Consider the following 13,367-nt stretch of genomic DNA (forward strand, 5'->3'; position numbering starts at 1 on the left):
TTATTTGGCTTTAGCTTAGAATTAGTCTTGTTCTGCTGGCGGAACCAGCATCAGTACCGCATCATTTAATAATGCCGCGACATCTTCCAGAATATCTTCATCAGCGAAGTTTTCATCGAGCAATATGGTTTCACCGTCTGCAAGCTGCTTGAGTTTTGTGGTAAATGCCTCAGAGATCTCAATCCCTTCACCATTGGCCCAGAACAGAACATCGCCGTCTGCTTCAGTGTAGAGCAGGCGTGAAGCCGGTTCGAGCATCAGGCTATAACCCCGATCCAGTGCTTCTTCCAGATCACCTGTACCGATTTCTTCTGCTTCTGGAAGGTTCTCTGGATATTTGGGTTCTGACATTAAAGTCATAATGGCATCTTCTAAAACATTCGAATTATGCAGTTGCTGCATGATCTGTTCTTTTAGATATTCCAGCTCATTGCCGCTGACTTCACCAATGGCTCCGACCTGGTCACGAATAATATCAACCAGTGGATTGCGTAAACTTTCATTCTCAGAAAATTTATCACCAACACGGTCCATCATATCGCTCACATTTGGCATACGGAAGCCAAAGGAAAAGGTTAGACAATCATCTTCTGCAACGCCGTAATGCGCCAAACCAGGTGGCACATACAGCAAGTCGCCAGGTGCCAGAACTTCGTCAAAATTCACCTCAATTTCAGGCAATAATTTCAGTGGCTGACCCGGAACCAATGCAGTTTCGGCATCACACATTTGTCCGAGCTGCCAGCTACGATGCCCGTAGCCTTGTACCAAAAAGACATCGTAAAAATCAAAGTGCTTTCCTACAGAGCCGCCTTGAGGTGCATAAGACACCATGATGTCATCGCGGCGCCATTGCGGAATAAACGGGAACTTTTTCCACATTTCCGACAGGTCAAATGAATAATGATCTACCGCCTGAACCAAAAGTGTCCACAGCTTGGGCATTTTCTGAAAATCAGCTTTAAGTAAAGGCGAAGATTTCACGCTCCACTGATTCGGATCGCGATCTTTTTGCTTGATTAAACGCGCAGTGACATGTTCCTCAAGCGCAAGTTCCATCACGTCGTCAGGTTCAAGCAGATTGGCGATTTCAGGCATCGCATTACGCACCAGTAACGGTTTTTTTTGCCAGTATTCACTCAAAAATTGTTCAGCGGTGATTCCGCCTAAAACGTCTAAAGGTTGAGACATAGATTACAGCCTGAATTAAGGGGAGATTAAGGAACTAAAATTTTCAATTCACGAAGAATGTGACACAGCTTGATCATCGGCATGCCCATCAAAGTGGTCTGGTCTTGCCCGATCATTTTTTCAAACAGGCTGATGCCGAGGCTTTCACATTTGAAACTGCCGGCACAATGCAGTGGCTGTTCAATCGTGACATAGCGTTCAATTTCGGCTTTGGACAGTTTACGGAACTTGACTTTATAGTGCTCGACCAGCGTTCGTTCATAACCAGTAGCCTGCTGTTGCACACTGAGTGCAGTACTGAAATAGACAATCTTGTCCGAATTGGCCTGTAACTGGCGAATGGCTTTTTCAGGAGTTAAAGGTTTGCCAATAAAAATATCTGGTGCGCCTTCACGCCATGCCACCTGATCCGAACCAATCACAATCGCTTCAGGATTTTTCTCAGCAATATATTTGGCTTTCTCAAAAGCCAGCCGCTTGGCCAAATCATCTGCGTGATTTTCACCGCGAGGAGACTCATCGATATCCGGTACTAGAGAAATATAATCAATATGCAGGCGATCCATCAACTCTTTACGGGTTTGGCTGGAGGATGCCAAAATAATCTGTACAGCATTCATTAGACAGCATATTCCTCAAGAATATTTAAAGGTACATAAGACAGCACCGCTTTATGGCAGGCTTGCAGCTTGATCGGGGGGGCTTGACCTGCTTCATAGGCTTCGACCCAGCGTGTCACGCAGAGGCACCAGAAATCACCGGGTTGCAGGCCAGGGAAGTCCAGCTCTGGCAAAGGTGTGATCAGGTCATTGCCCACTTTTTGCGAGAAATTGAGAAATTCCGACGTCATCTGCGCGCATACCGTATGCTGCCCCAGATCAGTGGTCGCAGTATGGCAAAAGCCATTGCGGAAATAACCGGTAATCGGATCGAAGCAGCAGCTTGATAAAGGCTCACCTAACACGTTCAAACGGTTAAGATTTGGATCAGGATGTATCGACATAGGCACTGAATCTAAAAGAAGCTTTTTTCTATCATAACAAAACTTTGGCATTCAGAATGTTTTCTGCAAAAGATGCTAACCTTTTTCTGCATAATCATTTAAAATCGGCTGGTTTTAATATCTATAAAGTGAGCTCTACATGAACTTTCAGCGTATGACTGACCTCGATTTAGCAGGTAAACGTGTTCTGATCCGTGAAGATTTAAACGTTCCTGTTAAAAATGGTGTGATCACCAGCGATGCGCGTCTTCGTGCAGCATTGCCAACCATTCAGGCAGCAGTTGAAAAAGGCGCTGCAGTGATGGTGTATTCTCACCTTGGTCGTCCGGTTGAAGGTGAGCCTAAAGCTGAACAATCGCTTGCACCTGTAGCGGCTTACTTGACTGAAGCTTTGGGTCAAGACGTAAAATTATTGACCGACTACCTAGATGGCGTTGAGGTTCAGCCGGGTCAAGTTGTGTTACTTGAGAACTGCCGTTTTAACGTTGGTGAAAAGAAAAACAATCCTGAACTTGCTGCAAAATATGCAGCGCTGTGTGATGTATTCGTGATGGATGCATTCGGTACAGCGCACCGTGCAGAAGCATCGACTGAAGGCGTAGCGCGTTTAGCCAAAGTAGCTGCGGCAGGTCCATTGCTTGCAGCTGAACTTGATGCACTAGGCCGTGCACTTAAGACACCTGAAAAGCCAATGGTGGCAATTGTTGCTGGTTCTAAAGTATCGACTAAACTTGATGTGTTGACTTCACTGTCTGACATCTGCGATCAATTGATCGTGGGTGGTGGTATTGCCAATACTTTCCTTGCTGCGGCAGGCTATAACGTTGGTAAGTCACTGTGTGAAAAAGATCTGATCGATACTGCAAAAGCCATTGCTGCAAAAGTATCAGTGCCACTTCCAACTGACGTTGTGGTTGCCGATGCCTCTGAAATCAACTTTGAAGATTTCCTGGGTTCATTGGCTGCTGCGAAAGCAACTGTGAAAAATGTTGCCGATGTTGCTGATAACGACATGATTCTGGATGTAGGTCCAGAAACGGCGAAAGCATTTGCAGAAATCCTGAAAACCTCTAAAACCATTCTCTGGAATGGCCCGGTGGGTGTATTTGAAGTCGATCAATTCGGTGAAGGTACCAAAACTTTATCTTTAGCGATTGCTGAATCTGCCGGTTTCTCGATCGCGGGTGGTGGTGACACATTAGCTGCAATCGACAAGTACGAAGTAGCAGATAAAATTGGCTATATTTCTACGGGTGGTGGTGCATTCCTCGAATTCGTTGAAGGTAAAACCCTTCCTGCAGTTGCTGTACTCTTAGAACGTGCTTGATTGCATCTTTTAAGGTGAAAAAAAAGCTGGCGTATGCCAGCTTTTTTTATGTCTATTTTTTGACAAAGATAGATTCTCCTTCATGGCTTCGTCATGAAAATGCAATAAATCTGTCATAAGATGCAGTCATTAAATCACCAAATGATGAGATCACGTGATGAAAAAACAGTTAACTTTGGCGGCTTTATTCGCTGCATCATTGGCACTGACTGCATGTGCGAAACAGGAAAATGCACCGGTCGCTGAAACAGAAAGCTCGGCAGCAGTGGCCAATGAGACTATAACGCCAGAGCAGAAAGCAGCCATTGATGCTATTGACCAGCCAGTTTTAGATGAAAAAAATACCGATATTCCAGCTGAAATTGCCAATGCGCCAGCAGATGAAGCAACTGCAGACCAGTCAGTTACAGCGACTTCTGAGCCTGTAGCACCTTAATCCAGTGCATGTGAGATAAAATCCCTGCAAAAGCAGGGATTTTTTTTAAATAGTGTTATTTGTTGCTGAATTGAAACCTTTGAACATGTAGAATATGTGGCATTCACTGGGAGGATATTATGGCTCTTATTTCATTGCGCCAGCTCTTGGATCACGCCGGCGAACATGCTTACGGCGTACCAGCATTTAACGTAAACAACTTAGAACAAATGCGTGCAATTATGCTTGCAGCAGATGCAACCAATTCACCTGTTATCGTACAAGCATCTGCGGGTGCGCGTAAATATGCAGGCGCTCCGTTCTTGCGTCACCTGATTTTGGCTGCAATTGAAGAATGGCCACATATTCCAGTGGTAATGCACCAAGACCACGGAACCAGCCCTGACATTTGCCAACGTTCAATCCAGCTCGGCTTTTCATCAGTGATGATGGACGGCTCACTTGGTGAAGATGGCAAAACCCCAACTTCATACGAATACAACGTTGATGTGACTCGTCGTACGGTTCAGATGGCACATGCATGTGGCGTTTCTGTAGAAGGTGAGATCGGTTGTTTAGGTAGCCTTGAAACAGGTATGGCGGGTGAAGAAGATGGCGTAGGCGCAGAAGGCGTACTTGATCATTCTCAACTTCTGACTTCAGTTGAAGAAGCACGTAGTTTCGTTGCAGATACCAATGTGGATGCGCTGGCGATTGCTGTAGGTACTTCACACGGTGCGTACAAATTTACGCGTCCACCTACAGGCGATATTCTGGCGATTGACCGCATTAAAGAAATTCATGCGGCACTTCCAAATACGCATTTGGTTATGCACGGTTCAAGCTCTGTGCCACAAGAGTGGTTGGCAGTAATTAACCAGTATGGCGGCGACATCAAGGAAACTTATGGTGTTCCGGTTGAGCAGCTGGTTGAAGCGATCAAACATGGCGTGCGTAAAATCAACATCGATACTGACTTGCGTTTAGCATCTACAGGTGCAATGCGTCGTATGATGGCAGAAAAACCAAGCGAATTCGATCCTCGTAAATTCTTCAGCGCAACGGTTGATGCCATGAAGCAAATCTGTGTAGACCGTTATGAAGCATTTGGTACTGCCGGTAATGCAGACAAGATTCGCCCAATTTCTTTAGAGAAAATGGTGTCGTACTATAATAAATAATTCCCAGTGAATCATTTATAGAAAAAGCCCACAGCGAATGTGGGCTTTTTTGTAGACTGATAAAGATCAAGAATAAGAGCAGCATATGGAACTGATTTTCGCAGCAGCGCTGTGTAGCGTTGTGGTCTCAATATTATTAAAAGTCGCCAAAAACAGAGGGCTGAGTCCGATCCACATGATTAGCTGGAATTATGCCACCGCCAGCTTGTTGTGCTTTTTCTGGTTCAAGCCGGATATCCAGCATATTTCGCCAAGCCAGACACCATGGTTGCTTATTCTGGCATTGGGTATTTTACTTCCAAGTGTATTTCTGTTTCTGGCTAAAGCCTTGGAAAGCGCTGGAATTTTAAAAACAGAAATTGCCCAGCGGCTTTCTGTAGTCTTGTCACTGGCGGCGGCTTATTTTATTTTTCAGGAACAGTTTAATCAGCTGAAAATACTCGGTATTGCCCTAGGTATTGGCGCAGTGCTGTGTATTTTATTTTCACATCGGCAAGGATCAGGCCAGGGTAATCAGGGCATGTTGTATCTGGGGCTAGTCTGGGTGGGTTATGCACTGATTGATGTATTATTAAAATATACAACCAGTTTAGGTCTGCAGTTCGCCGTTGCACTCAATCTGATGTTTATTTGCGCTCTGATCATATCGATGGGCTATCTGCTGTTTAAATATAAAAGCTTGGGGTCGATACAGAATATCGGCGCTGGTCTGTTATTGGGTGTGCTGAATTTTGCCAATATTGCGTTTTATGTCAAAGCCCATATGCTGCTCAAGGATTCGCCGGCAATTGTCTTTGCTGGCATGAATATTCTGGTGGTGGTTTTGGGGGTAATTGCAGGTGTGATGTTCTTTAAAGAGCGACTCAAACCTGCAAGTGCCGCGGGTTTACTGCTAGGTCTCACTAGTGTGATTTGCCTAGCTTATGCAATGTCTGCTTGACATAAGAAGATGCAAATTCAATCGGATGTCGCAGCAGGTCGCCTGCTTCGGCCAGTCCAAGCAGTAAACCCGCCTGTTGGCAGTCAGGACAGTGCGGATAACGATGCTGTTGATCTTGGTAGTGTTGGAGATAAATTTTATCGCAATGATGGCATGCAAATTTCAGGGATTTGGAGGTAAGGAGCGACATAGATGACCTCTATTGTTATTCTATTGGATGACAATTAAATAAAGCAAAAAATAGGCCCGAACTGATATGGAAAGGGGCGCCTGGCCCCTTTTATAGCATAAGATCCTTACAGTTTGGTGAAAATGTCTTCAGCGGGTAGACGTGATTTCGGCAGTTTGGCATTGAAGTCATTTTCACTGCGATAACCCAAAGTCAGCAAGACAGAAGGAATTAAACCCTGTTCTGCGAGTTGTAATTCTTCACTAATTATCTCTTCATCAAAGCCGCCAATTGGTGTGGCATCGACACCTTCAATTCCGGCAGCCAACAGCATCTGACCGAGCGCAATAAAGGTCTGATTTTCAGCCCAGCGCTGAATGTCACCTTTTTCATTACGATAATAATGAATATAGCCTGCACGGGTGTTTTTCTGACCTTCTTTGGCCGATTCATCTTTAAAACGCCCGCTGAGATCATCGCGATTCAGTAAGTTTTCCAGATGCAGCTCATTAATATCGGCTTTGGTGCAAAATAAAATAGTATGCGAAGAATCCAGAACTTTGGGTGCATTGTAGGCATAAGTACCGATCAAGGCTTTGGCAATGCGCTGTTTGGCGGCATCATGATCGGCAATAAAAAAATGCCAAGGCTGAATATTGATCGAAGAGGGTGCCAGACGCAAAATTTCTAATAAGCGCTCGAACTGTTCTGCCGGGATTTTCTTGCTAGGATCATAGGCTTTAGTGGTATAGCGGGTTTGTGTGATCTTGAGTAAATCCATCAATGGACTCCAATCTTTTTAAATAAACAGCGAGTAGAAGTTTTAAATATATACATTTTTCACATACCCTGATTATTACAATAAAAAAGCATCAGGCAAAGCCTGTTCTGAAATGATCTTGAGTTGGATTCAAGCAAAACTTAGAGTTAAATCAGATTAAAACCCAGTTTTTGTCTATTGGCACTTTTAAGTGAGAAGCGTTTAATAAGAGACATCGCCGGCAACATGAAAATAGGTTAGCGGATGCAAGTCACCAATTATTTTAAACACAAACTGAAAACCCAGCAGCAAATCGGCTTATGGATTGGACTGGCGGATGCCTATGGCACCGAGATTGCGGCAAATGCAGGCTATGACTGGCTGCTGATTGATGGTGAGCATGCGCCCAGTGATTTGAGAACGACTTTGTCGCAACTGCAAAGTATTGCTGCTTATCCCTCGCAAGCAGTGGTACGACCGCCCATTGGTAGCGTGCAACTGATCAAGCAACTCCTCGATATCGGTGCACAGACGCTGTTGATTCCGATGGTAGAAACCGTGGAACAGGCCGAACTCATGGTCAAGGCAGTCCGTTATCCACCTGAAGGGATTCGTGGCGTTGGTGCTGCACTGGCACGTGCCACCCGCTGGAACAGCATTCCAAATTATTATCAGACTGCACATGAAGAAATCTGTCTATTAATCCAGATTGAATCGGTCACAGGACTGGAAAATCTGGATGCTATTCTTCAGATCGACGGGATTGATGGGGTATTTATTGGTGCCGTTGATCTGTCTGCCACTATGGGTTATCAAGGTGATCCGAATCATCCTGAAGTACAAAAAGCTGTAATTGATGCAATTCAGCGGATTCGTGCAGCTGGCAAGGCTGCAGGGATTTTGTCGACCCAGCATGAAGTGACGCAAAAATATATCGAACTTGGCACTGAGTTTGTTGCAGTAGGCGTTGATACCAGCGTTCTGATGAATTCATTGCGGGATTTGTTGGGAAAATATAAAACAGATATAAATGTAATTAAAACAAATACGGGATATTAATCATTTATCAGGTCTGAATGAATGGATTAGATAAGATTCTGAATGATTTTTAATCAGAACTTGTCTGCAATGATCTATTCATTCAAATCTAACAAGATGATTGTCTGTTTTTTGGCCTAACATAAGGCGTAATATGCTTCTTTCCTGAATGATGAGAAGAGCAGAACTGAACTTTTGCTGTCTGCTATTTGTTTTAATGGCCTTGTAGCAGCTGTGAATCATTTATAAAAGTGATATCTATCAAAGACAATTACCTTCATAAAATTTCTGCACAATCATTGTTTTAAAAATCAGGCAGGCATTATTTGTAATGACAATGTATGTTTGCTTTCATGAAAAATAAGGTGTATAGTGATAACACTTCGAGCGAGTATAGTTCTCGCTTTTATTATTTCTAGCTAATTGTGATTCACTTTTGGTTCAAGCCTTTGAGCTTGGATAACATCTAGTAACTACAGAATTATTATACAAATTTGGTTTTATTAATCTCTTTGTACAGTCACAAAAAGCTCATTTTATGAGTAATTATTTTGAATATTTTAAATGAATGGCATACCGCCACTGCCGTAAATGGTGGCGAAATTAATGTTAAACTGGTTCCGTTAAAGCGTAAACAAAACACTCAGGATGGTTTTATCTGGGTCGAAGTTGGAAAAATGATCCAGCTGCAAACTGGTGAAGAAATCCTGTTTAATCTTGATGGTAAAAGTTTCTATACCGGTGTAAACCAGCTTTATCGCTTGTGTTAAACAAATAGATGTCTTAAAAAAGTGGCCGATTAATATCGCCACTTTTTTAGTTTTAGGGTGTCAAAGCTTTGATTTTCCTGAATTTCTAGAATCTCTGCACGATCTTCTTTCCAGTCGCCGAGTACGATTCTTTTTTTCTGTCCTAGCTGGTGAATGGCTGCACGATGTGTATGGCCATGAATCAGAACATCTACATCTGTTAATGCCAACTCAACGGCCTGATCATTAACATCCATCACTTCATAGCTTTTAAACTGCTGCGCCTGATGACTTTGCTGACGAAAGCCATTGGCTAATTTTTTACGGAAAGACAGCGGTGTACGCTTTAATAAGCCTAGCAGAAGTGGATGCCGGATAATCTTTTTAAAGCGCTGATAAGCGATGTCATCGGTACACAGTGCATCACCATGTTCCAGGCGAAAACGTGTTCTTGCAATGTTCAGTTGGTCTATCTCAGGAAGCAGCTTTCCGCCAAATTGAGCTAAAAACTTGCTGCCGAGAACAAAATCCCGGTTGCCTGCCTGAAAATATACCTGATTGCCAGCCTGAATAAACTGTTTTAAGGCAGTGATAATTTCGTCCAGCCATGGGGCTGTATAGTCATCACCGATCCAGGCATTGAACCAGTCACCCAAAATATACAATCGGGTATTTTGATCTTGATATTCGGTCAATAAATCTAAAAACCCCCGAACAAGTCGAGGGTGATCAGGTGACAAATGTAAATCTGAGATAAACAGATAGGTCACGAATCTTTTCCTTTTATTCCTCTCTAGATCCCTCATTTATATGAGGGATTTTCCATTACACTGTTTTAAAGCATCGCTTTAAAACTCATAAAGAACGGAGAGGACGTTTTTTATTCAGAAATGATTTTTGCAGACTCAATAACTACATTTTCTAGTGGAACATCAGCGTGGTAGCCACGGTTGCCAGTACGAACGCCTTTAATTTCGTTGACAATGTCCATGCCGTCAGTCACTTTACCAAATACGGCATAACCCCAACCTTGTGCTGTTTTACCAGAATGGTTAAGGAATGCGTTGTTGCCAACGTTAATGAAGAATTGAGCAGATGCAGAATGTGGAGCTTGCGTACGCGCCATGGCAATTGTGCCCAAATCGTTAGTTAAGCCATTGTCTGCTTCATTTTCGATTGCATCACGGGTCGCTTTTTCTTTGAAGTTTTCATCCATACCACCACCCTGGATCATGAAACCATCAATTACACGGTGGAAAATTACGCCGTCATAAAAACCGTCACGCACATATTCTAAAAAGTTAGCCACTGTTTTAGGTGCTTTTTCAGCATTGAGTTCAAGAACAATACGACCTTTATTGGTGTTTAATTCGACTTGAGGAAAACTCATTGTGTAATCTCCTAATCATGGACGAGTGCCATGGTTTTTTCTGAATGAGTGAAGCATAAGCAAACTACAATCGACTAGGCAAGTAAAAACATTATTTTCTTTGTTAAAAGCATAAAAATAGTACCTTATTTATACGTTGATTTATCAAGGCATTTCAGATATTGCCCTATCAGGTACCCTATTTTGAATTGGCGTAAATTAATGATTTTACTGCTTGTACAAGCACTGATATTTTAGTTTCAGGCAACTCACCGTATTTTCATTTTTTAAAATGGGTGAATTGAAATCAAATACCCGAGTTAGCGGTTGAGAGATTATTCACCTCTAGTTAAACTAAGGAACTTTGATAATGAATATGCGTACAACCTGTGCGATTAAATATTCGTTAATCCCTTTTTAACTTTAGAAGTGAATGATTGATCATGAAGCCAAATGATGTTGTGACATCTCTGCCCGAGAACCCGACCCAAAAGAACAATGCAGTCGATTCAGTGCAGCAGCAAGAACAACAACCGGGCTTGGACTTTGTACGTCAGGTCATTACCGATGATTTAGCCGCTGGTCGTACCCAACAGATCGTCACGCGTTTTCCGCCTGAGCCAAATGGCTACTTACATATTGGCCATGTGAAAGCAATTTGCTTGAACTTTGGGATTGCTGAAGAATTCCAGGGTGTGTGTAATCTTCGTTTTGATGATACCAATCCGGATGCTGAAGAACAGGAATATGTTGATGGTATTGCCAATGATGTGAAATGGTTGGGCTTCCAGTGGGAGGGCGAGCCGCGCTATGCATCGAGCTATTTTGATCAACTTTATACATGGGCGGTTCAGCTGATTGAACAGGGTGATGCCTATGTGGATTTACAAAGCCCCGAAGACATCCGTTTAAACCGCGGTAACTTTGTCGAGCCGGGTAAGAACTCGCCACAACGTGATGCAACTGTTGCAGAGAATCTGGAACGTTTTGAGAAGATGCGTAGCGGTGAATATGCTGAAGGTCAGGCTGTTTTACGCGCTAAAATCGATATGACCTCACCGAACGTACATATGCGTGATCCGATCTTGTATCGTATCTTGCATTCAGCGCACCATCAGACGGGCGATACGTGGAAAATTTATCCAATGTACGACTATGCGCATCCATTGTCTGATGCGATTGAAGGCATTACCCACTCGCTTTGTACATTAGAGTTCCAGGATCACCGTCCGTTCTATGACTGGGTGGTGGCAAAGGTTAAATCACCATCTGTGCCACGTCAGTACGAATCTAGCCGTTTGAATGTGGATTACACTATCACCTCGAAACGTAAATTACGTAAACTGGTTGAAGGTGCTCATGTGAATGGTTGGGACGATCCACGTATGCCAACTGTAGTCGGTATGCGTCGCCGTGGTTTTACACCTGAAGGTCTGCGTGATTTCTGCCAGCGTGTCGGTGTATCGAAAGTGGATGGTAGTATTGTCGATGTCGCGATGCTGGAATATTGCATCCGCCAGTCTCTGGAAAATACCGCAGCGCGTGGTATGGCCGTGTTAAATCCACTGAAAGTGACCTTAAGCAACTTGCCAGCCGATATGGATCTGACCCATTCACGTCATCCGAACGTGGACATGGGCGAACGCGTGATTCCTTTAACCACTGAGCTGTTTATTGACCGTAAAGACTTTGAGGAAGAACCACCAAAAGGCTTTAAACGTCTGATTCCAGGTGGTGAAGTACGTTTACGTCATGCCTATGTGATCAAATGTGATGAAGTCATTAAAGATGAAAATGGTGAAGTGGTTGAGCTGAAATGTTCGATTGATCCTGAAACTTTGGGTAAGAACCCTGAAGGCCGCAAGGTGAAAGGCGTGGTTCACTGGGTATCTGCGACTAAAGGTGTGCCTGCCGAAGTCCGTATTTATGAACGTCTGTTCACTGAGTCGGATCCTGAAGTGGGTGATGACTTCCTGGCCAACCTGAACCCTGAATCATTAAAGGTGGTTCAAGCCGTGATTGAGCCGGCATTGGCGCAAGCTCAACCGGAAGATCGCTTCCAGTTTGAGCGTGAAGGTTACTTCGTTGCCGATCAATACGATCATAATAGCAAGAAACCAGTATTTAACCGTATTCTTGACTTGAAAGACAGTTTCAAGCCAGGCAAATAATCAGGTTTAAATCAGATATTAAAAGCCCAACTTCGGTTGGGCTTTTTCAATACAGCAGGGAAAATGCCATGATTGTGCGTGATAAAAACAATAGTATCGGTTTACTGTTTGCCTGGCAGGGCACAATTTTGCCTAAGGTATTGCCGGCTTTAGTCTTGGTGGTCTTTATTTCCGGCCTACTGGTCTATTTGAGTCAGGCACATTTTGTGAATCTTCCTGCCGTACCCGCAATCGGCTTTACCATTTTTGGTGTGATTCTTTCGATCTTTCTCAGCTTTAGAAATACGGCATGTTATGAGCGCTGGTGGGAAGGGCGCAAGCTCTGGGGAGCGCTAATCGCCACCACACGTCATTTATGCCGGGACAGCCATGTGCTGGATGATCAGACCCGCGAGGTCTTGTTATATCGCATGATGCTGTTTAGCCATCTGTTGCGTGACCGGCTCAGACAGCAAGTACAAAGTATTCAGCATTACCAAACAACCACGCATTTTGAAAATATGGCATTCGATCAGTTGCTCGTGCAAATCAATCCTTCACAATGGGTGCTGGAACAGATGCAAAAGGAGTTGGTTCAGCAATATAAGCAGGGCAACATCAGCGATATTATTTATAATAATTTGAATCAGCATACTGTGGCCTTGGGCAATATTCAGGCCGGTTGTGACCGGATACTGTCGACGCCATTGCCATTTTCTTATTCGGTACTGTTACATCGTGCAGTGTATTCGTTCTGTTTTATTTTACCTTTTAGTTTGCAGGCCAATCTGGGCCTGTGGACGCCGATTCTGGTCGGGTTGATTGCTTATATGCTCTTAGGCCTAGATGAGCTCAGTGCTGAGCTAGAAGAGCCTTTTGGGCTACAGGATAATGATCTGCCACTCGATTCAATGGTACGACTGGTAGAACGGGAAACCTTAAGCTCTTTGGGTAAAGGTTTACCTGAAGCGATTCAGGCCAAAAAAGGTTATTTAACCTGATCTGTTCCTTTTAATATCAAAGTTTAAACCCGAACTCAAAATTTCTTACTAACAAAAAATCATCGGCAGGCTGA

The 13,367-nt window shown here is 43.6% G+C and carries 15 protein-coding genes; 8 read left to right on the top strand and 7 right to left on the bottom strand.

Annotation, left to right across the window (positions count from 1 at the left end; all coding sequences use genetic code 11):
• Positions 1-21: 21 nt before the first annotated feature.
• Genes FTU45_RS01715 through FTU45_RS01725 form a run of 3 tightly spaced genes read right to left on the bottom strand, consistent with a single transcriptional unit; the run spans position 22 to position 2,194 of the window.
• Positions 22-1,191, bottom strand: coding sequence for a cupin domain-containing protein (locus FTU45_RS01715; RefSeq protein ID WP_180075800.1), 1,170 nt, complete (start codon positions 1,189-1,191; stop codon positions 22-24).
• A 26-nt stretch (positions 1,192-1,217) separates the two neighbouring features.
• Positions 1,218-1,811 (bottom strand): nucleoside triphosphate pyrophosphatase, encoded by a 594-nt coding sequence (locus tag FTU45_RS01720; RefSeq protein WP_074382848.1) that lies wholly within the window; start codon positions 1,809-1,811, stop codon positions 1,218-1,220.
• Positions 1,811-2,194 (bottom strand): DUF2237 family protein, encoded by a 384-nt coding sequence (locus FTU45_RS01725; protein WP_005096732.1) that lies wholly within the window; start codon positions 2,192-2,194, stop codon positions 1,811-1,813. The genes FTU45_RS01720 and FTU45_RS01725 overlap by 1 nt, the downstream gene beginning before the upstream one ends.
• 139 nt (positions 2,195-2,333) lie before the next feature.
• Here FTU45_RS01725 and FTU45_RS01730 point away from each other — a divergent pair, with 139 nt between their 5' ends.
• The 4 genes from FTU45_RS01730 (at position 2,334) to FTU45_RS01745 (ending at position 6,057) form a co-directional block, all read left to right on the top strand.
• Positions 2,334-3,521, top strand: coding sequence for a phosphoglycerate kinase (locus tag FTU45_RS01730; protein ID WP_180000056.1), 1,188 nt, complete (start codon positions 2,334-2,336; stop codon positions 3,519-3,521).
• Positions 3,522-3,678: 157 nt separating this feature from the next.
• A complete protein-coding gene (locus tag FTU45_RS01735) occupies positions 3,679-3,957 on the top strand; it encodes a hypothetical protein (RefSeq protein ID WP_180075801.1) in 279 nt (92 codons plus the stop codon).
• A gap of 119 nt (positions 3,958-4,076) precedes the next feature.
• Positions 4,077-5,117: a class II fructose-bisphosphate aldolase gene (gene fba, locus FTU45_RS01740; RefSeq protein ID WP_100535006.1), complete on the top strand. Its 1,041-nt coding sequence runs from the start codon at positions 4,077-4,079 to the stop codon at positions 5,115-5,117.
• A gap of 85 nt (positions 5,118-5,202) precedes the next feature.
• Entirely contained in the window at positions 5,203-6,057 is an 855-nt protein-coding gene (locus FTU45_RS01745) for a DMT family transporter (RefSeq protein WP_180075802.1), read from the top strand.
• Here the strand turns inward: FTU45_RS01745 and FTU45_RS15420 are convergent.
• Together FTU45_RS15420 and nfsB are read right to left on the bottom strand one after the other, a co-directional pair.
• Positions 6,020-6,247: a hypothetical protein gene (locus tag FTU45_RS15420; protein ID WP_253602642.1), complete on the bottom strand. Its 228-nt coding sequence runs from the start codon at positions 6,245-6,247 to the stop codon at positions 6,020-6,022. The genes FTU45_RS01745 and FTU45_RS15420 overlap by 38 nt on opposite strands.
• Positions 6,248-6,353: 106 nt before the next feature.
• Positions 6,354-7,007 (bottom strand): oxygen-insensitive NAD(P)H nitroreductase, encoded by a 654-nt coding sequence (nfsB, locus tag FTU45_RS01755; RefSeq protein WP_180075804.1) that lies wholly within the window; start codon positions 7,005-7,007, stop codon positions 6,354-6,356.
• A 243-nt stretch (positions 7,008-7,250) separates the two neighbouring features.
• Between nfsB and hpaI the strand changes: the two genes are divergently transcribed.
• Together hpaI and FTU45_RS01765 are read left to right on the top strand one after the other, a co-directional pair.
• Complete coding sequence (gene hpaI / locus FTU45_RS01760; RefSeq protein WP_180075805.1) at positions 7,251-8,045, top strand: 4-hydroxy-2-oxoheptanedioate aldolase; 795 nt, start codon at positions 7,251-7,253, stop codon at positions 8,043-8,045.
• A gap of 524 nt (positions 8,046-8,569) precedes the next feature.
• Positions 8,570-8,794 (top strand): transposase, encoded by a 225-nt coding sequence (locus FTU45_RS01765; protein ID WP_180075114.1) that lies wholly within the window; start codon positions 8,570-8,572, stop codon positions 8,792-8,794.
• Positions 8,795-8,823: 29 nt separating this feature from the next.
• On the opposite strand, the gene FTU45_RS01770 is transcribed toward FTU45_RS01765, so the two are convergent.
• Complete coding sequence (locus tag FTU45_RS01770) at positions 8,824-9,543, bottom strand: UDP-2,3-diacylglucosamine diphosphatase (protein ID WP_180075806.1); 720 nt, start codon at positions 9,541-9,543, stop codon at positions 8,824-8,826.
• Between the two features lie 110 nt (positions 9,544-9,653).
• Positions 9,654-10,163, bottom strand: coding sequence for a peptidylprolyl isomerase (locus tag FTU45_RS01775; RefSeq protein ID WP_005171140.1), 510 nt, complete (start codon positions 10,161-10,163; stop codon positions 9,654-9,656).
• A gap of 422 nt (positions 10,164-10,585) precedes the next feature.
• Between FTU45_RS01775 and FTU45_RS01780 the strand changes: the two genes are divergently transcribed.
• Both FTU45_RS01780 and FTU45_RS01785 read left to right on the top strand, forming a co-directional pair.
• Positions 10,586-12,313, top strand: a complete 1,728-nt coding sequence (locus FTU45_RS01780; protein WP_005171137.1) for a glutamine--tRNA ligase/YqeY domain fusion protein — start codon at positions 10,586-10,588, stop codon at positions 12,311-12,313.
• A 68-nt stretch (positions 12,314-12,381) separates the two neighbouring features.
• Entirely contained in the window at positions 12,382-13,293 is a 912-nt protein-coding gene (locus FTU45_RS01785) for a bestrophin family protein (RefSeq protein WP_005096746.1), read from the top strand.
• Positions 13,294-13,367: the final 74 nt, after the last annotated feature.

The sequence above is a fragment of the Acinetobacter sp. YH12106 genome (assembly GCF_013418995.1).
Taxonomy (GTDB): domain Bacteria; phylum Pseudomonadota; class Gammaproteobacteria; order Pseudomonadales; family Moraxellaceae; genus Acinetobacter; species Acinetobacter pseudolwoffii.

Bases quoted from the DNA above. Each gene is read 5' to 3' on its own strand.
- FTU45_RS01780 (WP_005171137.1), top strand. From the start codon at position 10,586: ATGAAGCCAAATGATGTTGTGACATCTCTGCCCGAGAACCCGACCCAA.
- FTU45_RS01735 (WP_180075801.1), top strand. From the start codon at position 3,679: ATGAAAAAACAGTTAACTTTGGCGGCTTTATTCGCTGCATCATTGGCA.
- FTU45_RS01715 (WP_180075800.1), bottom strand. From the start codon at position 1,191: ATGTCTCAACCTTTAGACGTTTTAGGCGGAATCACCGCTGAACAATTT.
- FTU45_RS15420 (WP_253602642.1), bottom strand. From the start codon at position 6,247: ATGTCGCTCCTTACCTCCAAATCCCTGAAATTTGCATGCCATCATTGC.
- FTU45_RS01785 (WP_005096746.1), top strand. From the start codon at position 12,382: ATGATTGTGCGTGATAAAAACAATAGTATCGGTTTACTGTTTGCCTGG.
- FTU45_RS01730 (WP_180000056.1), top strand. From the start codon at position 2,334: ATGAACTTTCAGCGTATGACTGACCTCGATTTAGCAGGTAAACGTGTT.
- FTU45_RS01775 (WP_005171140.1), bottom strand. From the start codon at position 10,163: ATGAGTTTTCCTCAAGTCGAATTAAACACCAATAAAGGTCGTATTGTT.
- FTU45_RS01725 (WP_005096732.1), bottom strand. From the start codon at position 2,194: ATGTCGATACATCCTGATCCAAATCTTAACCGTTTGAACGTGTTAGGT.
- nfsB (WP_180075804.1), bottom strand. From the start codon at position 7,007: ATGGATTTACTCAAGATCACACAAACCCGCTATACCACTAAAGCCTAT.
- fba (WP_100535006.1), top strand. From the start codon at position 4,077: ATGGCTCTTATTTCATTGCGCCAGCTCTTGGATCACGCCGGCGAACAT.
- FTU45_RS01745 (WP_180075802.1), top strand. From the start codon at position 5,203: ATGGAACTGATTTTCGCAGCAGCGCTGTGTAGCGTTGTGGTCTCAATA.
- hpaI (WP_180075805.1), top strand. From the start codon at position 7,251: ATGCAAGTCACCAATTATTTTAAACACAAACTGAAAACCCAGCAGCAA.
- FTU45_RS01720 (WP_074382848.1), bottom strand. From the start codon at position 1,811: ATGAATGCTGTACAGATTATTTTGGCATCCTCCAGCCAAACCCGTAAA.